This is a genomic window from Sphingomonas sp. FARSPH (genome assembly GCF_003355005.1).
Lineage (GTDB): Bacteria > Pseudomonadota > Alphaproteobacteria > Sphingomonadales > Sphingomonadaceae > Sphingomonas.
In genome coordinates, this window is the sequence record NZ_CP029985.1 from 1,083,301 (window position 1) to 1,103,879 (window position 20,579).

General features: G+C 68.9%; 20 protein-coding genes. 14 read left to right on the forward strand and 6 right to left on the reverse strand.

Annotated elements, in window-relative coordinates; genetic code table 11:
• Window position 1: 1 nt before the first annotated feature.
• From ctaD to DM480_RS05270, 3 genes are all read left to right on the forward strand, one after another.
• Entirely contained in the window at window positions 2–1,672 is a 1,671-nt protein-coding gene (gene ctaD, locus DM480_RS05260) for a cytochrome c oxidase subunit I (protein ID WP_115377903.1), read from the forward strand.
• Window positions 1,673–2,040: 368 nt separating this feature from the next.
• Entirely contained in the window at window positions 2,041–3,756 is a 1,716-nt protein-coding gene (locus DM480_RS05265) for a DUF1800 domain-containing protein (protein ID WP_115377904.1), read from the forward strand.
• A gap of 3 nt (window positions 3,757–3,759) precedes the next feature.
• Window positions 3,760–5,142 carry a DUF1501 domain-containing protein gene (locus DM480_RS05270; protein WP_115377905.1) on the forward strand — a complete coding sequence of 461 codons (1,383 nt, stop codon included), beginning with the start codon at window positions 3,760–3,762 and terminating at the stop codon, window positions 5,140–5,142.
• A gap of 157 nt (window positions 5,143–5,299) precedes the next feature.
• On the opposite strand, the gene DM480_RS05275 is transcribed toward DM480_RS05270, so the two are convergent.
• Window positions 5,300–6,193 carry an iron-containing redox enzyme family protein gene (locus DM480_RS05275; RefSeq protein ID WP_115377906.1) on the reverse strand — a complete coding sequence of 298 codons (894 nt, stop codon included), beginning with the start codon at window positions 6,191–6,193 and terminating at the stop codon, window positions 5,300–5,302.
• Between the two features lie 151 nt (window positions 6,194–6,344).
• On the opposite strand from DM480_RS05275, the gene DM480_RS05280 reads away from it, so the two are divergent.
• The 8 genes from DM480_RS05280 to DM480_RS05310 all read left to right on the forward strand — a co-directional run bounded on the left by DM480_RS05280 (window position 6,345) and on the right by DM480_RS05310 (window position 12,644).
• Window positions 6,345–7,250, forward strand: coding sequence for a heme o synthase (locus DM480_RS05280; protein ID WP_115377907.1), 906 nt, complete (start codon window positions 6,345–6,347; stop codon window positions 7,248–7,250).
• Window positions 7,247–7,381, forward strand: coding sequence for a hypothetical protein (locus DM480_RS18705; RefSeq protein ID WP_269801934.1), 135 nt, complete (start codon window positions 7,247–7,249; stop codon window positions 7,379–7,381). The genes DM480_RS05280 and DM480_RS18705 overlap by 4 nt, the downstream gene beginning before the upstream one ends.
• Window positions 7,378–7,947, forward strand: a complete 570-nt coding sequence (locus DM480_RS05285) for a cytochrome c oxidase assembly protein (protein WP_115377908.1) — start codon at window positions 7,378–7,380, stop codon at window positions 7,945–7,947. Before DM480_RS18705 ends, DM480_RS05285 begins: the two co-directional genes overlap by 4 nt.
• A gap of 36 nt (window positions 7,948–7,983) precedes the next feature.
• Window positions 7,984–8,916, forward strand: coding sequence for a cytochrome c oxidase subunit 3 (locus DM480_RS05290; RefSeq protein ID WP_115377909.1), 933 nt, complete (start codon window positions 7,984–7,986; stop codon window positions 8,914–8,916).
• A gap of 86 nt (window positions 8,917–9,002) precedes the next feature.
• Entirely contained in the window at window positions 9,003–9,359 is a 357-nt protein-coding gene (locus DM480_RS05295) for a DUF983 domain-containing protein (protein WP_232834130.1), read from the forward strand.
• A 32-nt stretch (window positions 9,360–9,391) separates the two neighbouring features.
• Window positions 9,392–9,979, forward strand: coding sequence for an SURF1 family protein (locus DM480_RS05300; RefSeq protein ID WP_232834182.1), 588 nt, complete (start codon window positions 9,392–9,394; stop codon window positions 9,977–9,979).
• Window positions 9,980–10,380: 401 nt separating this feature from the next.
• Window positions 10,381–11,778 (forward strand): threonine synthase, encoded by a 1,398-nt coding sequence (thrC, locus tag DM480_RS05305; protein ID WP_115377912.1) that lies wholly within the window; start codon window positions 10,381–10,383, stop codon window positions 11,776–11,778.
• Entirely contained in the window at window positions 11,775–12,644 is an 870-nt protein-coding gene (locus DM480_RS05310) for a class I SAM-dependent methyltransferase (RefSeq protein ID WP_115377913.1), read from the forward strand. Before thrC ends, DM480_RS05310 begins: the two co-directional genes overlap by 4 nt.
• A gap of 17 nt (window positions 12,645–12,661) precedes the next feature.
• On the opposite strand, the gene DM480_RS05315 is transcribed toward DM480_RS05310, so the two are convergent.
• From DM480_RS05315 to DM480_RS05325, 3 genes are read right to left on the reverse strand one after another with little or no spacing between them, the layout of a single operon-like run.
• On the reverse strand, window positions 12,662–13,294 hold the full coding sequence (locus DM480_RS05315) for a heme exporter protein CcmB (RefSeq protein WP_115377914.1): 633 nt from the start codon (window positions 13,292–13,294) through the stop codon (window positions 12,662–12,664).
• A complete protein-coding gene (gene ccmA / locus DM480_RS05320) occupies window positions 13,291–13,845 on the reverse strand; it encodes a heme ABC exporter ATP-binding protein CcmA (protein WP_115377915.1) in 555 nt (184 codons plus the stop codon). Before ccmA ends, DM480_RS05315 begins: the two co-directional genes overlap by 4 nt.
• Window positions 13,842–14,264, reverse strand: a complete 423-nt coding sequence (locus DM480_RS05325; protein ID WP_198665902.1) for a metallopeptidase family protein — start codon at window positions 14,262–14,264, stop codon at window positions 13,842–13,844. The genes ccmA and DM480_RS05325 overlap by 4 nt, the downstream gene beginning before the upstream one ends.
• Before the next feature lie 35 nt (window positions 14,265–14,299).
• On the opposite strand from DM480_RS05325, the gene DM480_RS05330 reads away from it, so the two are divergent.
• Complete coding sequence (locus DM480_RS05330; protein WP_232834131.1) at window positions 14,300–14,605, forward strand: 4a-hydroxytetrahydrobiopterin dehydratase; 306 nt, start codon at window positions 14,300–14,302, stop codon at window positions 14,603–14,605.
• Between the two features lie 25 nt (window positions 14,606–14,630).
• On the opposite strand, the gene DM480_RS05335 is transcribed toward DM480_RS05330, so the two are convergent.
• The gene (locus DM480_RS05335; protein ID WP_115377916.1) at window positions 14,631–15,419 is read right to left on the reverse strand and encodes an SDR family oxidoreductase; all 789 of its coding nucleotides are present in this window, start codon (window positions 15,417–15,419) and stop codon (window positions 14,631–14,633) included.
• Between the two features lie 54 nt (window positions 15,420–15,473).
• On the opposite strand from DM480_RS05335, the gene DM480_RS05340 reads away from it, so the two are divergent.
• Together DM480_RS05340 and DM480_RS05345 are read left to right on the forward strand one after the other, a co-directional pair.
• Window positions 15,474–16,226, forward strand: coding sequence for an ATP-binding cassette domain-containing protein (locus DM480_RS05340; protein ID WP_115377917.1), 753 nt, complete (start codon window positions 15,474–15,476; stop codon window positions 16,224–16,226).
• On the forward strand, window positions 16,223–17,758 hold the full coding sequence (locus DM480_RS05345; protein WP_115377918.1) for an ABC transporter permease/substrate-binding protein: 1,536 nt from the start codon (window positions 16,223–16,225) through the stop codon (window positions 17,756–17,758). The genes DM480_RS05340 and DM480_RS05345 overlap by 4 nt, the downstream gene beginning before the upstream one ends.
• A gap of 1 nt (window position 17,759) precedes the next feature.
• On the opposite strand, the gene DM480_RS05350 is transcribed toward DM480_RS05345, so the two are convergent.
• Complete coding sequence (locus DM480_RS05350; protein ID WP_115377919.1) at window positions 17,760–20,525, reverse strand: TonB-dependent receptor; 2,766 nt, start codon at window positions 20,523–20,525, stop codon at window positions 17,760–17,762.
• Window positions 20,526–20,579: the final 54 nt, after the last annotated feature.

Genomic DNA, 20,579 nt, shown 5'->3' on the forward strand with positions numbered 1-20,579 from the left:
GATGACCGATACCGCACTCCACGCCCCCCACGGCGCCGCGTTCGTCGCGCACGACGACCACGCGCATCACGATGCCGATCACAAGCCCGGCTTCTTCGCGCGCTGGTTCATGTCCACCAACCACAAGGACATCGGCACGCTCTACCTGATCTTCGCGATCGTCGCGGGGATCATCGGCGGCGCGATCTCCGGCCTGATGCGCGCCGAACTCGCCAAGCCCGGCATCCAGTATCTGGTCGGCTGGTCCAACTGGCTGCCCGGCGGCGACGGCGGGCTCGACCATGCGCTGCACCTGTGGAACGTGCTGATCACCGCGCACGGCCTCATCATGGTGTTCTTCATGGTGATGCCCGCGATGATCGGCGGCTTCGGCAACTGGTTCGTGCCGATCATGATCGGCGCGCCGGACATGGCGTTCCCGCGGATGAACAACGTCAGCTTCTGGCTGCTCATCCCGGCGTTCACCTTGCTGCTCGCCTCGCCCTTCTTCGGCGGCGCCGGCACCGGCTGGACGGTCTACGCCCCGCTGTCGACCTATGGCGAGCCCGGACCGTCGGTGGACATGGCGATCCTGTCGCTCCACCTCGCCGGCGCATCGTCGATCCTGGGTGCGATCAACTTCATCACCACCATCTTCAACATGCGCGCGCCGGGCATGACGCTGCACAAGATGCCGCTGTTCGTCTGGTCGGTGCTCGTCACCGCCTTCCTGCTGCTGCTCGCGCTGCCGGTGCTCGCCGCGGCGATCACGATGCTGCTGACCGACCGCAACTTCGGCACGACCTTCTTCGACCCCGCCGGCGGCGGCGACCCGATCCTGTACCAGCATCTGTTCTGGTTCTTCGGCCACCCCGAAGTGTACATCATGATCCTGCCGGGCTTCGGTATCGTCAGCCAGATCATCGCGACGTTCAGCCGCAAGCCCGTCTTCGGCTATCTCGGCATGGCCTATGCCATGGTCGCGATCGGCGTCGTCGGCTTCGTCGTGTGGGCGCACCACATGTTCGTCACCGGCCTCAGCGTGAACGTGAAGATGTACTTCACCGCCGCCACCATGGTGATCGCGGTGCCGACCGGCATCAAGATCTTCAGCTGGATCGCGACGATGTGGGGCGGGTCGCTGACCTTCAAGACCCCTATGGTCTGGGCGATCGGCTTCATCTTCATGTTCACCGTCGGCGGCGTCACCGGCGTCGTGCTCGCCAATGGCGGCATCGACGACTACATGCAGGACACGTACTATGTGGTGGCGCACTTCCACTACGTGCTGTCGCTGGGCGCGGTGTTCGGCCTGTTCGCCGGCTTCTATTATTGGTTCCCGAAGATGTTCGGGAAGATGTACAACGAGTTCCTCGGCCAGCTGCACTTCTGGGTGTTCTTCGTCGGCGTGAACGTGCTGTTCTTCCCGATGCACTTCCTGGGGCTCCAGGGGATGCCGCGCCGCTATCCGGACTATCCGGACGCCTATGCGACGTGGAACGCGCTGGCGACGCACGGCTATGAGATCATGGCCGCCGGCATGGCGATCTTCTTCGTCAACGTCATCTACTCGCTGATCGCCGGGCCGAAGGCGCCGGACAATCCGTGGGGCGAAGGCGCGACGACGCTGGAGTGGACTTTGTCCTCGCCGCCGCCGTACCACCAGTTCGAGACCCTGCCGAAGATCGATTGACGGCGAGGGCCAGCGTCGCAAGCAGGCTTGCGACGCGATGCGAGCGGCAAACCGCTCGCAGGCCCTCGGCCCGGCCGACGCGGCCCCGCCGCGATCGACGTCACGGGATTAACTCCCGTGACGGGCAAACTAAGCAAGACGAAGCCCCGGAGCGTCCCTCCGGGGCTTTGTTGTTAACCCGCCCCTCCAACGCCCCAGCCTCACACGCCGGAGGCGCTTTTCGTCCACCCTACGACCAGTCCGGTCCCTTTTGCGCCAGTCCGAGCGGCGTTCACTTTATTCGGTAACACTTTGAAGGATATGAACCAGCGTATCTTCGATGCGCCGGCGGGTGGGTGCTGGCGTGCGGGGCGGGGACTCGAACATCAATGTTGGACGCACAGGATGCGGGCACGGGCGTGCTCGTCGAAGATGCGAATGCAGCCGGCGTCGCGGGATCGGCCGCGCTATCGGCGAAGACCGCCGCGGCGACCAGCGCCGCTTTGCTCCTCGCCGCATGCGGCGGCGGCAGCGGCGGATCGAGCCCGACGCCTACCGCCTCCACCCCAGTCGTCGTCGCCCCCGCCGCGATCACCACCGCGCAGGCGAGCCGTTTCCTTGCGCAATCGACGATGGGCGCGACGCGCGCCATGATCGACACCGTCGTCAGTCGCCGGTTCGACGGCTGGATCGACGATCAGTTCGCGCTGCCGCGCGCGACGTCGCATTGGGACTGGCTGAACGCCAACGGCTATAACGTCGCCGCCAACATCAACAGCGAAACCGGCTTCGACGCGACGATGTGGCGCCAGCTGATCGCCGAGCCCGACCAGCTGCGCCAGCGCGTCGGCATGGCGCTGCTCGACATGCTCGTCGTCGGCATCGGCGGCGTGAACCTCAACTGGAAACAATTCGCCACCGCGGCCTATGTCGACGTGCTGCTCGACAATGCGTTCGGCAATTATCGCACGCTGATGGACGCGATCACCGCGAATGCGGCGATGGGATCGTTCCTCACCTTCCTCGGCAACCGCAAGGCGAATACGACGACGGGCGCGCAGCCCGACGAGAATTACGCGCGCGAGCTGATGCAATTGTTCACGCTCGGCCTCTACCAGCTCAACATGGACGGCAGCGTCAAGACGGGCGCATCGGGCGCGCCGCTCGAAACCTATACGCAGGCGGACGTCACCGGCCTCGCGCGCGTCTTCACCGGGCTCAGCCTGTCGAGCAGCGACAGCACGACGCCCAATCGCTATCGCGTGCCGCTGGTGATGAACGCCGCGATCAACGAGACGGGCACCGCCACCTTCCTCGGCACGACCACCAGCGGCGGCGGCATGGCCGCGATCAAGGTCGCGCTCGACACGATCTTCGCTCACCCCAACATGCCGCCGTTCGTGTCGAAGCAGCTGATCCAGCGCCTCGTCACCAGCAACCCCTCCCCCGCTTATGTCGGCCGCGTCGCCGCGACCTTCGCCGACAATGGATCGGGCGTGCGCGGCGACATGAAGGCGGTGTTGAAGGCGATCCTGCTCGACACCGAGGCGCGCAGCGACACCGCGCTGACCAGCACGACCGCGGGCAAGTTGCGCGAGCCGGTGATGCGCCTCACCGCCTGGGCACGCGCCTTCGGCGTCACCTCGCCATCGAACGCCTGGGCGATCGGCGACACGTCGAACATGTCGTCCAGATTGGCGCAATCGATGGGCCGCAGCCAGACGGTCTTCAATTTCTTCCGCCCCGGCTACGCCCCGCCCGCGACAGGCATCGCCAGCGCCGGTCTCGTCGCCCCCGAGTTCCAGATCACCAACGAACAGAGCGTCGTCGCCTACGTCAATTACATGCAGGGCTTGGTCCAGAACGGCACCGGCGACGTGAAGGCGGATTACACGGCGATCCTGACCAAAGCGTCGGACAGTGCCGCGCTGGTCGACGAGGTCAATCTGGTGCTCGCCGCCGGGCAACTGAGCGCGACCACCGTGACCGCGATCCGCGCGGCGGTCGACAGCGTCGCGACCACCGCCGCCAACGCCGCGCAGAACCGCGTCAACATCGCGATCCTGCTCACCCTCGCCTCCCCCGAATTCATCACGGTGCGCTGAGCCATGGACCACGACTGCCAAAGCCGCCGCGCCTTCCTGAAGCGCTCCGCCGCACTCGGCGTCGCCGGGGTCGCGACGCCCTTCGTCACCAGTCTCGCCGCGATCGGCGAGGCGGCGGCGGCGACCGCGACCGATTACAAGGCGATGGTCTGCGTCTTCCTGTACGGCGGCAATGATTACGCCAACACGCTGCCGCCCTATGACCAGGCGAGCTACAACCAGTATCTCGCCGCGCGTTCCAACATCGCACTGACCCGCGATTCGCTGGCGAACACGTTGCTGTCGCCCGCCGCGAGCCTGGCGGGCGGGCGCCAATATGCGCTGGCGCCGACGATGGGGTCGTTGATGCCGCTGTTCAACCAGGGCAAGCTCGCGGTCGTGCTCAACGTCGGCACACTCGTGCAGCCGACCACGAAGGCGCAATATCAGGCGAACAGCGTCAGGCTGCCGCCCAAATTGTTCAGCCACAACGACCAGCAAAGCTATTTCCAGGCGTCGAACCCCGAAGGCGCGACGTCGGGGTGGGGCGGCCGGATGGGCGACCTGTTCCAGAGCGGCAACGGCGCCGCGACGCTGACCTGCATTAACACCAGCGGCAATGCGGTCTATCTGACCGGCAAGTCGGCGGTGCAATATTCGGTCGGCACGGGCGGGCCGATCGCGCTCATCAACAACGCGACCAGCCTGTACGGCTCGACCACCGCCGCCGCGACGCTGCGCACGCTGATGACGGGCAGCAACGCCAATTTGTTCGCCAGCGAGCACGCCCGCGTCGCCAAGCGCGCGCTCGACACCTACACGCAGGTCGCCGGCGCGCTGGCGAACGCGCCGGCCAGCGGCTTCTCGTTGTTTCCGACGGGCAACAGCCTTGCCGACCAGCTCAAGATGGTGGCGCGGATGATCTCCGTCAGTTCCGAACTGGGCGCGAAGCGGCAGGTGTTCTTCGTATCGATCGGCGGCTTCGACCTGCACGACAATCTCGTCGCGCAACATCCCGGCCTGATCGGCAAGGTCGCCGACGCGATGCGCGCCTTCTACGACACCACCGTCGCGCTCGGCGTCGCGGACAAGGTGACGAGCTTCACCGCCTCCGACTTCGGCCGCACGCTCCAGTCCAACGACGACGGCTCCGACCACGGCTGGGGCAGCCACCATTTCGTCATGGGCGGCGCGGTGAAGGGCCAGCGTTTCTACGGCACGCCGCCCGCGATCGGCAACGGTACCGCCGACGACGTCGGCCAGGGGCGGCTGCTGCCGACGATCTCGGTCGACCAATATGCCGCGACGCTCGCCAGCTGGTTCGGCATCGCCAACGGCGACCTCACCACGGTGCTGCCCAACATGGGCAATTACAACCCGAGCAGCTGGAATCTGGGCTTCGTGTGACCTCCTCAGTCCTCCCCGCTTCGCGGGGAGGGGGACCGCCAGCCGAAGGCTGGTGGTGGAGGGGCAGTCCAGCAGCGCTATCCCGCGTGGCTGCCCCTCCACCACTCGCTGCGCGAGCGGTCCCGCTCCCCTGCAAGGCAGGGGAGGATTGGCAGTCTCACCCCATCAACACCGCGCGATACGCCGCGAAGCAGCGTTCGCCGCATTTCAGGCGGATCAGCGCGCCTTCCGCCATCGCGGTGGCGCGGCGCGGGTCTTGCGCGACGGCGGGGCGGATCGCCTCGCGGTTCCAGTCTTCGGAATGCTTGACGTCGAGCACCGCATGGAGGTCGAAATAACGGCGCTCCTTCGTCGTGAAGCCCAGCCGCTTGAGGCCCCGCGCCGTCGCCGCCGACCGATCGGGTGCGGTCAGTTCGATCACGCCGAGCGCGCCGACCGACTGCCACGCATAGCGCCGGCTCGTCGCCATCGCGGTCATCGCATTGGCGAGCGCCAGGCTCTGCCACAAGGTGTTCTCGATGACGGGGTCGACCTTCAACGTCTCGACCAGCGCATCGAGCATCGGCCCGTGCATGCCCGCCGCCTGTCCGCGCCCCATCTCGTCCCAGTAATTGCGCGCGAGTTCGAGCTTGGGCAATTTGGGCAGCTTCACCTGCGTCATCGCGACGAGATCGTCGAACCCGGCCTCGCCCGCCGCCTCCTGTTCGAAGAACCAGCGGATCTGGTCGAGCGTCGCCTGCTCTGCGAGCCACGGGAAGAGCGGATCGTGCTGCCCCGGCCCGCTCGCCTTCAGTTCCTCGAACCAGGCGACGAAGCCGTCGACGTCGGTCGGCGCCGCCGCCGCTTCGGGCGCCACCTCGTCGCGCAATTCCTCCAGGAATCCGCCCTCCAGCCGCTGCATACGCACGTCGCGGTCGAGCGTGCGTTGCCAATCCGCATGCGGAAAGCCCGGCTCCAGCCGTTCGCGGTTCCAGTGCGCCAGCCCGCGCTGGAAACTGTCGGTCAGAAACTGCGACGCGCGTTGCGGCGCGTCGGCGATACGTGTGGCCATTGGAAAAAACCTCTCCCGATCTGCCCGGCCAACCCATTGATTTCGGGAACGTTCCGCCGCGGTCAGGGCGCCTTGACCTCGATCAGTACGTTCGTCGCGAAGGCCGCGCTCCACCCTTCCCCCGCCCCGCGCGCACGCGTATAGCGCGGCGATGACGACGGCCGAGACGCCTCTCCTGATCCCCGCCGACTGGCGCGATTTCCTGGCGCTGACCAAGCCGCGCGTGATGACGCTCGTCGTCTTTACCGGCCTGTGCGGCATGCTCGCGGCGCCGGTGCCGATCCATCCGGTACTGGGCTTCACCGCGATCTTGTGCATCGCGCTCGGCGCGGGCGCGGCGGGCGCGCTCAACCAATGGTATGAGGCGGACCTCGACGCGATCATGCGCCGCACGCAGCAGCGGCCGCTGCCCGCGGGCCGCATGGATCGCCAGTCGGCGCTGCACTTCGGCGTCGGGCTCGCCGCCTTTTCGGTCATCCTGATGGGTTTTGCGGTCAACCTCGCCGCCGCCGCGATCCTGACCGTGTCGATCCTGTTCTACGTCCTCGTCTACACCGTCTGGCTGAAGCGGCGCACGCCGCAGAACATCGTCATCGGCGGCGCGGCGGGCGCCTTCCCACCGCTGATCGGCTGGGCCGCCGCGACCGGCGACGTCGCGCTGCTACCGGTGCTGCTGTTCGGCCTCGTCTTCCTGTGGACGCCGCCGCATTTCTGGGCGCTCGCGCTGTTCGTGAAGACCGATTACGAGCAGGCCGGCGTGCCGATGCTGCCCGTCGTCGCGGGCGAGCGCGTGACGCGGCACCAGATCGGGCTGTACACCATCCCGATGGCGCTCGCCGCCGTCGCGCCCTGGCCGCTCGGGCTGACCGGCCCGGTCTATGGCATCGTCGCCAGCGTCATGACCGCGGTCTTCGCGCTGCTGGCGCTGCGCGTCGCGACCCGGCATACCGGCGCGAACGACCCGATGAAGCCGGAGAAGCGCTTGTTCAGCTATTCGATCCTCTATTTGTTCGTGGTGTTCGGCGCGCTGGTCGTCGATCGCTGGGTGATGGCATGACCCCCGACGAACAGGACCTGATCCGCCACCGGCAGAAGTCGCGGGCGCGTGTGATGGCGCTGCTGCTCGGCGCGTTCGTCATCCTCGTCTTCGCGATCGCGCTGACCAAGATCCGCCAGGGCTTGGTATGAGCGGAACGGGTGCGTCCGGAGGGGCGGACCCGTCCCGCCGCCAGCTGCGCACCGCGCTGCTCGCGGTGCTCGGCATCTGCCTGATGACCGGGCTCGCCTGGGCCAGCGTGCCGCTCTACCGCCTCTTCTGCCAGGTCACCGGGCTGAACGGCACGACGCAGCGCGGCCTCGCAGCGCCCGGCGCGGTCGACCACAAGATCCGCATTGATTTCGACACCAACGTCGCCCCGCACATGCCGTGGCGCTTTCGCCCGGAGAACCCGTCCGACACCGTCGACGTCGGTGCGCGCGACATGGCGTTCTTCCTTGCGACGAACACCAGCGACCATCCGATCACCGGCACCGCGACGTTCAACGTCACGCCGGCGCAGGCGGGCAAATATTTCACGAAAATCCAATGCTTCTGCTTCACGCAGCAGACGCTGCAACCCGGCGAGACGGCGCGCATGCCCGTCATCTTCTTCGTCGATCCGAAAATCCTCAAGGACCCGGACGCCGCCGACGTCGAAACGATCACGCTCTCCTATACGTTTTACCCGGTAGATTCCGGCAAGACGCCAAGCTAGGGTCGCGCTCGAGAGGGTATAACAGGGACACGCAAGATGGCCGGCGCCAAGAATCACGATTATCACATCCTGCCGCCCAGCATCTGGCCGCTGTTCGGCTCGCTGTCCGCGCTCGTCATGGCGTCGGGCGCGATCATGTGGATGCACGGCGGCCATCTGGCGGCGGACAAGGCGAACGGCGGCGGCTGGATCTTCTTCGCCGGCCTCGCGGGCGTGCTGTTCACCATGTACAGCTGGTGGGCGGACGTGGTGCGCGAGGCGCATCACGGCGACCATACGCCCGTCGTCCAGCTGCATTTCCGTTACGGCATGATCCTGTTCATCGCGTCGGAAGTGATGTTCTTCGTCGGCTGGTTCTGGGCGTTCTTCGATTTTTCGCTGTTCCCGACCGCGATGAGCTTCGTCAACGGCCAGGTCGAGCGCGCGACCGAAGGTGCCGCGGCGATCGCGGCGCAATGGCCGCCCAAGGGGCTGGAGGTCATCAATGCCTTCGAATTCCCGCTGCTCAACACGCTGATCCTGCTGACCAGCGGCACCACCGTCACCTGGGCGCACCACGCGCTGATCCACAACCAGCGCGGCGGCGAGAAGACCGGCCTGTGGGGCATGCTCGGCGTCGGCAATCGCGACGGCGTCCTCAAGGGGCTGTGGCTGACGATCGTGCTCGGCCTGATCTTCAGCAGCATCCAGGCGTATGAGTACATCCACGCGCCCTTCCCCTTCAAGGGGCTGAACTATGGCGCGTCCTTCTTCATGGCGACGGGCTTCCACGGCTTTCACGTCATCATCGGCACGATCTTCCTGATCGTCTGCCTGATCCGCGCCTACAAGGGCGACTTCACGCCGCGCCAGCATTTCGGCTTCGAAGCCGCAGCCTGGTACTGGCATTTCGTCGACGTCGTCTGGCTGTTCCTGTTCGTCACCATCTACGTCTGGGGTGGCTGGGGCGCGCCGGTCCACGGCGGCTGATCCTGGCGGCGGGTGACGATCCGGTGGACGATCCGTCACCCCCGCCCACTACGGCGCCCGCTACGGCGCCGAGCGCGACGCGCGCCGTGCTGGAAGCTGGCGTCAAGGGGCTGTGCCCGCGCTGCGGCAAACCCGCGATCTTCGATGGCTGGATCCGTTTCGCGCCCGCCTGCCGCGCCTGCGGCCTCGACCTGACGCAGTTCAACGTCGGCGACGGCCCCGCCGCCTTCCTCACCCTCATCCTCGGCACGATCGTCGTCGCGATGGCGATCGTCGTCGAACTGAAGCTGCACCCGCCCCTGTGGCTGCACATGCTGATCTGGATTCCGGTGACGCTCGCCGGCGTGATCTGGAGCCTGCGCCTCGCCAAGGGCGCGCTGCTCGCCGCCGAATATCGCAACGCCGCGCGCGAGGGGCGGATCCACACCCAAACCCGGGAATGACCGCCGTGAAGCGCCTGCCCGTCCTCCCGACGATGCCCCTCATCCCGACGATGATCGTCGCGCTCGCCGTCGCGGCGATGATCGGCCTCGGCCTCTGGCAATTGCTCGACCGCTGGCCGAAGAAGGAGGCGTATCTGGCGCAGCTGGCGCAGAACCCCGCCAGGCCCCCCATCGCCTTCCCGCGCCTGCCCGACGACACGTTGCTGTTCCGCCGCACCAGCGCGATGTGCCTCCAGCCCGTCGGCGAGCGGCTCGTGGGCGCGGGGGCCGCCGGCTATCGCGTCATCGCATCGTGCCGCACCGGCGCGGAAGGGCCCGGCGTCCTCGTCCAGCTCGGTACCACGCGCGATCCGAAATTCCATAGCGACTGGCGCGGCGGCATGGTGAAGGGCTTCATCAGCCACGCCCCCGACCCGCGCCCGCTCCTCGCGACGCTGTTCGACCATCGGCCGCAGGACATGCTGCTCGTCGCCGACACGCCGCCGCCTGGCCTCGCCGCCAACGGCAAGCCGGACCTCGCGAGCGTCCCCAACAACCACCTGTCCTACGCGGTACAGTGGTTCTTCTTCGCCGCCATCGCCGCGGTGATCTACGCGCTGGCGCTCCGCCGACGGCGGTAGAAGGCGATCGATACCCGACCGTAATCGTCACACCGCCAGCCACCGCCGACACGATCCGCGCCTTCGAACGGGCGAGCCGGCGGCGTTGTCATCCCGCCGCCTGATCCCTCACGGCGGCAGGCATCAGGGAACACGCACGCGCGCGGCCCGCGCTGTCCTACATCCGCCCGCCATGCTATGGACACGCCATGCCCAGCTTCTGCCGCGCCGCTCCCGTGTCTTCGGGGATCGGGCCGGCGTGCGTTTTCGACAACGACGTACCGTCCACTTCGTCCACTTCCGCACCCCCGAATCGGCAGGTCGACGCCCGTCCGTCGCCACCGACCGGCGATGGCGCGGCCGCATTGCCGCCAAGAAATCCCGGCGTTGCCCCCCGGCGCCCGCGCCGCTACCCAGCCGCGATGCGCTATGTCAGCACCCGCGGGGCCGCGCCCGCGCTCGACTTTCGTGATGTCACGCTCGCCGGTCTCGCCAGCGACGGCGGCCTCTACGTGCCCGAAACCTGGCCGACGCTGAGCCGGGACGCGATCGCGGAGCTCGCCGGCCTGTCCTACGTCGATACCGCGGTCGCGGTGATGGCGCCGTTCGTCGCGGGCAGCCTGAGCGAGGACGAGCTGCGCGCGCTGTGCACCGCGGCCTACGGCCGGTTCGCGCACGCCGCGGTGACGCCGCTCGTCCAGCTCGACCACGACCAGTGGCTGCTCGAGCTGTTCCACGGCCCGACGCTGGCGTTCAAGGACGTGGCTTTGCAGCTGCTGGGCCAATTGTTCGAACGCTTCCTGACCGGCAGCGCGACACCGGTGACGATCGTCGGCGCGACCAGCGGCGACACCGGGTCGGCCGCGATCGATGCGGTCGCGGGGCGCGCGGGCATCGACATCTTCATGCTCCATCCATCGGGGCGCGTGTCGGACGTGCAGCGGCGCCAGATGACGACGGTGCTCGCGCCGAACGTCCACAATATCGCGATCGACGGCGACTTCGACACCGCGCAGGCGCTGGTCAAGGCGATGTTCAACGACGCGGGCTTCTCCGGCCGCTTCCGCCTGTCCGCGGTCAATTCGATCAACTGGGCGCGCCTGATGGCGCAGGTCGTCTATTATTTCTACGCCGCGGTGCGCCTCGGCGCGCCCGATCGGGCAGTCGCCTTTTCCGTCCCCACGGGCAATTTCGGCGACGTCTTCGCCGGCTATGTCGCGGCGCGCATGGGCCTGCCGGTGGCCAAGCTGATCGTCGCGACCAACGTCAACGACATCCTCTACCGCGCGCTGTCGGCGGCGGACTACAGCCGCGGCACCCCCGTGCCGACCGCGACACCGTCGATGGATATCCAGGTGTCGTCCAACTTCGAACGGCTGCTGTTCGACGCCAACGGCCGCGACGCGGGCGCGCTGGCGGCGCAGATGGCGGGCTTCGAGCGCGACGGCGCGATGCGGCTGACCAATGCGCAGGCGGATTTCGCCAAATCGCTGTTCGTGCCCGCGCGCGTCGATGCGGACGGCATGACGATGGCGATGCGCTGGGCGGCGGATCATGCCGGGCAGACGCTCGACCCGCACACGGCGATCGCGCTTGCCGCCGCGCGCGCCGCGACCGATCTCGACGTGCCCGTGGTGACGCTGGCGACCGCGCATCCCGCGAAATTCCCCGACGCGGTCGAGCGCGCGACCGGGCGCCGCCCCGGCCTGCCCGCGCGCCTCGGCGACCTGTTCGATCGTGAGGAACGCTTCGCCAGTCTGCCCGGCACGTTCGACGCCGTCACCGCCTATATCGCCGAACGCGCGAGCCCACGCGCATGAAGGTCGAAACGCTGATCGGCGAGCCGTGGTCGGACTACGGGCTGATCGATTCGGGTCACGGCCGAAAGCTCGAGCGGTACGGCCGCTTTCGCTTCATCCGCCCCGAACCGCAGGCGATGTGGGCGCCCGCGACCGACGACTGGCGCGCGCAGGGCGAATTCGTGCCGGGGTCGGACGAGGAAGGCGGCGGCCGCTGGGTCTTCGCCGATCCGGTGCCGCAGGGTGGCTGGCCGATGAAATGGGAAGAGGTACGCTTCACCGCGCAGACGACGCCGTTCCGCCACCTCGGCTTCTTTCCCGACATGGCGCCGGTGTGGCGCTGGATGCGCGACCGCGTCGACGGCATGGACGCGCCCGAATGCATGAACCTGTTCGGCTATACCGGCGTCGGCACGCTGGCGATGGCGAGCATCGGCGCGAAGATGGTGCACGTCGACGCCTCCAAGAAATCGGTCGAGGCGGCGCGCGGCAATGCGGCGCTGTCGGGCCTTGCCGACGCGCCCGTCCGCTGGATCATCGACGATGCGGCGAAATTCGTCGCGCGCGAGGTGCGCCGCGGTCGCCGCTATGACGGCATCCTGCTCGATCCGCCCAAATACGGCCGCGGGCCGGAGGGCGAGGTGTGGCGGCTCGAAGAGGACCTGCCGCGCCTGATCGCCGATTGCCGCCGGCTGCTCGACGCCGATTCGCGATTCCTGTTCCTCACCGTCTATGCGGTGCGGATGAGCGCGCTCGCGATCGGCGAGCTGCTCCGCCAGGTCTTCGCCGACCTGCCCGGCAGCGTCGAGGCGGGCGAACTGGGTGTGCGCGAGGAAGCGCGCGGCCTTGCCCTCCCCACCGCGATCTGGGCGCGATGGTCTCGCTAAATCATTGAAATTGTAGACTATTCCATCCCGGCACGCATCCCCGCGGCGGCGACGAACGGCGCGCCTGCGACGAGCAGCAGGCTGGTCGCACCGAGCAGCTTGAACGCCCCCTCGCCGTCCCCGACACCGAAGATCAAGAGCGGCACGGCGAGCGGCAGCATCACCAGCCCCGCCACCGCGCCGGCACCGCGCAGCCCCGCGACCAGCGCGCCCGTCGCGACGCCCAGCGCGGCAAGGCCCGGCGTGCCGAGCAGCAACCCGATCTCGACCCGCCACAGCGCCGCTGCGGACAGGTCCAGCAGTCCCGCCGCGACCACCGCGGCCAGCATCAACGCCGGCGCGAAGCCCAGCCAGTGCGCCACCAGCTTCGCCGCCGCGACCAGCGCCAGCGGCACGTCGCGCACCGCCAGCTGATCGATCACGCCGCTTTCCAGATCGGGCGCCACGAGCCGCTCGGCGGGGAGCAGCGCGGCGAGCAGCGCCGCCGCCCAGATCACGCCGCCGCCGATCCGCCCGAGCAGCGCCGCATCGGGACCGACCGCGAACGGGAACAGTGTCGCGACCAGCAGGAAAAACGCGATCGGCCACGACAGCCCCCCGCTCGCCCAGGCACGCCGCAGGTCGCGCAGGATCAGCCGGCCCGCGATCATCGCCCCAGCACCAGCGGCTGCGCGTCGGGCAGCGCGACGGCGACGTGGCTCGCGACGACGACGATGCCGCCCGCCGCGCGGTGATCCGCGATCAGCCGGTCGAGCCGCGCCGCGCCATCCCCGTCGAGGCCGTTGGCGGGTTCGTCGAGCAGCCAGATCGGCGCGCCGCTGCCGAGGATGCGGGCAAGGCCGGCGCGCCGCCGCTGCCCGGTCGACAGCATCCGCACCGGCACGTCCGCGACCTCCGCCAGCCCCAGCGCGTCGATCGCCGGCATCGGCGCGGCGATCCAGAACCGCAACGCGCGCACCAGCGGCAATTCCGGGTCGAGCGCATGCGCCTCGGTCAGCAAGGCCGCGGCCCCGTCACGCGTCACCCGTCCCGCGGAGGCGCGCAGCAGGCCCGCCATGATCCGCACCAGGCTCGACTTTCCCACGCCATTCGGCCCGGTCACCAGCGCGGCGCCGCCCGCCGTTAGCGCGACGTCGACGCCCTCGAACAGCACCCGTCCGCCGCGCGCGCCCGCCACCCCCGACAGCGTCAGCGCGGTCAATCCGCCAACGCGTCTTCGAGCGCGTGCATGTCGTCGTCGGACAGGCCGAAATGGTGGCCGATCTCGTGGATCGTCACATGCCGGACAAGGTCGTCGAGCCGCACATCCGTCTCCACCCATTCGTCGAGGATCGCGCGGCGGTAGAGGTGGATGCGATCGGGCAGCGCACCCGAATCGAGCGACGATTTCTCGCCGACCGGGCGGCCGTGGTACAGGCCGGTCAGGTCGAGCGGATGCTCGATGCCGAGCGCGGCGAGCGTCTCGTCGTCGGCGACCTCCTCGACGATCAGCACCACGTCACCCAGATGCGCGCGGAATTGCGCGGGCAGCCGCGCGATCGTGTCGCGCGCGATCCCCTCGATAGCCGCCGCATCGGGTGCGGTACCCAGACCCTCTTGCCCGTTCATCATCCGCGCCATACCCCGTGTCGCTCCACCGCAGCAAGGAAGAGACCGTGAGCGACGCCCCGATCGAAGCGCTGAGCGAAGCCGAACGTGCCGACGCGCTCGATGGCTTGCCCGAATGGGATTACGACGAGGCGCGCGACGCGATCACGCGCAGCCTGGTCTTCGCCGATTTCGTCGAGGCGTTCGGCTTCATGACGCAGGTCGCGCTCATGGCGGAAAAGGCGAACCACCATCCCGAATGGAGCAACGTCTACAACCGCGTCGAAATCCTGCTCACCACGCACGACGCAGGCGGCCTGTCGGGCCGGGACATCGAGATGGCCGAGGCGATCGACGCGATCGTCGACGAATGACGCATCCATCGCGGTCAGGAGCGGATCAGCGCAACGACTTGCGCATCCGCTTCCTGAGCTGCCCCGGCATCCAGCGCGCCGCGAAGCGCAGCCTCTCGGCGGTCTTGCCGACATAGGTGTGCACCGCATCGCCGTGTACCGCTGCCCAGGCGGCCTCCGCGACGCGGTCCACCGGGGTCAGTTCCAGGCCCGCCCCCGTCACGCTCTCGCGAATCGTGCGGTTGGTGCCCGCTGCGACCCCGTCGAGCAAAGGCGTCTCGATGAAGCTCGGCAACAGGTCGCGGACCTTGATGCCCTCGCGATGCCATTCGCCGTCCAGCGCCTCGGTCAGCCCGCGGACCGCGAACTTGGTCGCCGAATAGGTGGCGAGCCCCGACGAGCCGTAGATGCCCGACGCGGAGGACGTGTTGAGCAGCACCGACCCCGGCGTTTTCGCCAGATAGGCGTGGCCGATCCGCGCGCCGTTGAGCACGCCGGTGAAATTGATCGCGACGGTGCGGTCGATATCCTCGAAACTGGCGTCCGCCAGCGGTCCGCCGGTGCCGATCCCGGCGTTGTTGAACAACACGTCGAGCCGCCCGCCGCTCTTCTTGGTGAAATCGTCCAGGCTCGCGCGCCACGCGTCGCGGTCGCGGACGTCCATGACATAATGTTCGGTCAGACCGGCGGGCAGCTGCGCCGCGATTTCCGTCAGCAGGCCCGCATTGACGTCGGCGATGCCGACGCGCCAGCCGCGGCTGGCGAACAGCCGGGCGACCGCACGGCCGATGCCCGACGCGCCGCCGGTGATGAAGATCGCGCGCACCTCGCTCAACCGTCCTCTCCCATGATTTGCCTTTGGCCAAGGCATCCCGCATCCTTGGCTACGATGCCAGCAGAATCGCTTTGCTTCGATCACGTTTCCAAGCGGTTCGGCGATACGTCGGCGGTCGAGGACGTCTGCGTCGATATTCCCGCCGGCACCTTTGTGGCGCTCGTCGGCGCATCGGGATCGGGCAAGTCGACCCTGCTGCAGACGATCAACCGGCTGGTCGAACCCGATGCGGGGCGCGTGCTGATCGACGGTGTCGATGTCGCCAGCGGTTCCGCTCCCGCGCTGCGCCGCCGGATCGGCTACGTCTTTCAGGGGATCGGCCTGTTCCCGCACCTGAGCGTCGCGCAGAATATCGCGATCGGCCCGCGCATCGCCGGCCAGGCGGCGGCGGACGTCGGCGCGTTGCTGGATCTCGTCGCTTTGCCCCGCGCCGTCGCGACGCGGATGCCCCATGCGCTGTCGGGTGGCCAGCGCCAGCGCGTCGCGATCGCCCGCGCGCTCGCGCCCGGCGCGAAGCTGCTGCTGCTCGACGAGGCGTTCGGCGCGCTCGACCCCGTCACGCGCGATGCGCTGGGGCAGGAGATACGCGGGCTGCACGACCGGCTCGGCCTGACGACGATCCTCGTCACGCACGACATGGCGGAGGCTTTGTTGCTCGCGGATCGCGTGCTGGTGATGCACGCGGGGCGGATCGTCGCCGACGAGACGCCGGCCGCGCTGTTGCATGGCGCGGGCGGCGATGCGGCGCAGGCGCTGGTCGCGGTGCCGCGCGACCAGGCGAGTCGGCTGGCGGCGCTCGACGCATGAGCGGCCTCGCCGACGCGCTCGCCGGGGTCCCGCCGCTGCTCGCCAGCCACGTCCGCCTCGCGGGCGCGGCGCTTGCACTCGGCATCGCGATCAGCCTGCCGCTCGCCATCCTCGCCGCGCGGCGCCCTGCGATCGGCCGCTGGATCACCGGCTTTGCCAGCCTGGTCCAGACGATCCCCAGCCTCGCGCTGCTCGCGCTCTTCTACCCACTGCTGCTGTCCCTGTCCGCGCTCGTCGGCGGCGGCCTGCCCGCGCTCGGCTTTCTGCCTTCTCTGCTCGCGCTGACCCTCTATGCGTTGCTGCCGATAATCCGCAACGGCGTCGCCGGACTGACGGGCATCGATCGCGCGGTGCTCCAGGCGGCGGACGCGGTCGGCATGACGCGGACGCAGAAATTGCGGCTGGTCGAGGCGCCGCTGGCGCTCCCGATCGTCATCGCGGGCATCCGCACCGCCGCGGTGTGGACGATCGGCGCGGCGACGCTGTCGACGACGGTCGGCTGCCCCAGCCTGGGCGACATGATCTTCGCCGGGCTGCAGACACAAAACTGGGCGCTGGTGCTTGCGGGCTGCGTTGCGGCCGCCGTGCTCGCGCTCGCGGTCGATGCGCTGATCGGCCTCGTCGAGCGCGGGCTGGCGACGCGCCGGCCGATGCTATGGGCGGGGGCGCTCGCGCTGCTACTCGCGGGGCTGGGCGCGGCCACCGCGCCGCTACTTGTCCGCGGCACCGGCCGCCTCGTGACGATCGGCGCGAAGAACTTTTCGGAGCAATACATCCTGGCCCGCCTGATCGGTGACCGGCTGACCCGCGCGGGCTACACCGTGCGCTATCGCGACGGGCTCGGTTCCGCGGTCGTCTACCGCGCGCTCGCGGGCGGGGATGTCGACGTCTATGTCGATTACGCGGGCACGCTGTGGAACGGCGTCATGCAGCGCAGCGACGTACCGCCGCGGCCCGAGATGGTGCGCGCGATCGGCGAGTGGACGCGCCGGGTCGACGGCGTGACGATGATCGGCCCGCTCGGCTTCGAGAACGCTTATGCCTTTGCGATGCGCGGGCAGGACGCGCGCGCAAAGGGGATCGCCGACCTCGACGCGCTCGCGCGGGTGGCACCGACGCTCCGGCTCGGCAGCGACCTCGAATTCCTGTCGCGGCCCGAATGGGCGGCGGTGCGCCGCGCCTATGGTTTCCGCTTCGCTGCCGCGACGCCGTACAGCCCGACCTTCATGTATCGCGCGCTGGCGAGCGGCGAGGCGGACGTCATCTCCGCCTTTTCCTCCGACGGGCGGATCGCGGCGGACGGGCTGACCGTGCTCGCCGATCCGCGCCACGCCATCCCCAGCTACGACGCGCTGCTGCTCGCCGCGCCTGGGCGGGCGAAGGATACGCGCTTCCTCGCCGCGCTGCGCCCGCTGGTCGGGCGGATTCCCGTCGCCGCGATGCGCGAAGCGAACTATCGCGTCGACCGCGAGGCGGACAAGCAGAGCCCCGACGCCGCCGCCCGCTGGCTGGCGGCGCGGGTCGGGCTGTAGCCTAAGACGCCTGCGACGGCGGACGGAACTGCGGCGGCGGGCTGAACAGCTTGCGGATGCTCAGCCGGATCGTACGGCCGAGCGGGTTGAGATAATCCGGCTGGTAGCTGATCGGTGTGATGCCGTTGGCGTCGCGCACGCGCTGGCGGCTGTCGAGGATATTGTCGACGCCCAGCGTCAGCCGCAGCCCGCGCACCCAGGGATGCGCCTTCAGCAGTGGCAATTGCTGCTGAAGGTCGGCGAAGATGCGCAGGTTCGCGGTCGCGAGGCCGGAGAAGGTCAGCGACTGCGGCTGCGCGGCGGTGCCGCCGTTGACGCGCGTTCCCGTCTGGTAATCGCCCGACAGGCGCACGCCGATGCCGTTGTTCGAATAGCCGGTCTGCACCTCGAACTCGTGCCGCGGCTGGCCGCCGGTCTGGCCGATCGCATCGCCGTTGAGCAGGTCGAGCGCAGGGCCGCCCGGCGTCACGAGCACGCGATCGGTGAGGTGCCAGGTGTGGTAGAAAGCGAACTGGATGCGCCCGCCGCCCTGGCCACCGCCACGACCGCCGCCGCCGAAGCCGCCGCCATAGCCGCCGCGCCCGCCGCCGAAGCCACCGGGACCGCGACCGCCGCCTTCGCCGGGCGGCGGTGGCGCGTCGCCGGCAGGGGGTGGCGGTGGGGCGTCACCCGCGCTCGGCGGTGGCGGCGCGCCCGCATCGGCGCGTTCGCTCCCGCCCTCGCGCCGGCCACCGCCGCCACCCGGGAAGCCGGGGATGCGCAGGCCGGCGAACGGATTGGGTCCGGTGCCCGCGCGGAACGCCTCGATCTCCTTCTGGATGCGCGACTTGATCGGCTTCGAGAAGTTGATCCCCCAGCGCAGCGACGAATCCTCGGTCCGCGCATAATTGATCGGACGCGTATCGAGGCGCAGCAGATTGCCGTCCGCATCGCGCGTGAAGCGGACGGGATAGGCCGCCTCGATCGCGGCGGTCGGTGTGGGGAAGCTCGCGATCGGGTTGTTGACGCGCGTGTCGGTATAGCCCGCGATCAGCGTCAGGTCCTTGTCGTCCCACGGCTTGAGGTTGAGGCCGAAGCGCAGCACGCGGCGGTTGTCCTCGGTCAGCGCGGCGTTGCCGCCGCTGATCGTCGTCACCGTCGCGGTCGCGCCCTTGATGTAATCGAATACGCGCACGTTGGGGGTCACGATCTGCGGATTGCCGAGCTGCGCCGCGCTCGGCGCCTCGTCCTGCTGGCTCACCGACCCGATCACGCGCACGCCGTTCAACGGCGACCAGTTGAACCCGTAGCCATAGGTATAGAGCGTGCCGAAGTCCGACAGGTGATCGACCGCGGCATTGGCGTTGAGCGACAGGCTTCCGATCGCGCCCAGCACGTTCTTGACGCGGCTGGCGATCGGCACGTCGATGTTGACGCGGCCGTTGACGATGTCGCGCGACACCTGCCCCGCACTGGTGATGCCGACGCCGTTCTGGCCGATGCGGAACGCGCTGCTGTCGAGGCTGCTCGACTGCGCGCCGACGCGCAGCGAGGTGGAGATGGGGCCGGCGGGCAGGTCGACGATCGGGCCGTTGACCAGCGCCTGGATCTGCCCGCTGTTCGACAGCGACCGGCCGCGGTTGGCGATGCCCGCGGCGACGTCGGCGGGGGTTAGCCGCGCACTGGGATTGGCGGTTGGGTCGTTGGCGTTGATCCGCGCCTGATAGGCCGATGTGTCGACGCCCGTTTCGGTGAAGGTGTGCGTGTCTGCCCGGTCGTAGGTGCCCGTAACTGTCCACAGCCATTTCGAACTCAGCCGGCCGTTGAGCGAGGTGCCCAGATGCGCGGTGATGCCCTGGCTGCGCTGCGCCAGCGGCAGAAAGTCACCGCCCGACAGCACGTTGGTGACGGTGGTCGCGCCGTTGGGCGCGAACGGATTGCCCGCCGGCACCGCGAACGTCGCGGTCGGCAGGCCGTACTGGCCGATGCTGTCGCTGGTCGCGACCTCGCCGTTGATCGTCGCCGACACGCCGCCGATCGGCCGGGCGTAGACCGCGTTGGTCGACACGGTGCGCGTGAACGGCAGCAACGTGCGGTAGGGCCGCTGGTCGAACCCCGTCGTCGCGCCCTCGGTCGCCGCTGCGGCGATGTTGCGCTCCGATTCGGTCAGTGCGGAACTTTGCTGGTAATTGGTGTTGATGTTGAGCCGCCCGCCGTTGCGGATCGACAGGATGCCCAGCTGGACCTGCGGCGTGTTGTTGCCGCCTGCTGTCGCCGCCTTGTCCGACAGCTCGACGCTGGTCGCGCGGAAACGGCGGCGCAGCACGATGTTCACCACCTTCTGGTCGGCGGTGTAGCCGTATTTCAGCGCGACCTCTTCGGGCAGGATGTCGACGCGTGCGATCGCCTCGGTCGGGATGTCGCGGATTTCCTGGAAGCCCGCGATCCGCTTGCCGTCGAGCAGCACGACGGGTGGCCCGCCGACGCCGCTCGTCGTCTGCGGCGACAATTCGGTGAGCAGGTCGGAGACGGAGCTGACGCCATAAGCGCGGATGTCCGCCGGGTCCAACTGCTGTTCGGGCGGGATGTCGCCGATCACCGAACCGGGCAGATTGCGCGTGCCGCGCACGATGATGTCGGGCTCGTCGCTGTTCTCGTCCGCCTGCGCGGCCGGTGCCGCCGCCTTGGCGGGCGCCTTCTGGGCGGGCGCGCTGGTCTGCGCCTGCTGCGCCGCCGCCATCGCCGGCCAGCTCACCGCCGCCATCGTCATCGCCAGCCCCATGCGCATGCCGCCACTCCGTACCCGAACCGATCCGACCCAACGCCGGAAGAGCGCGCCTAG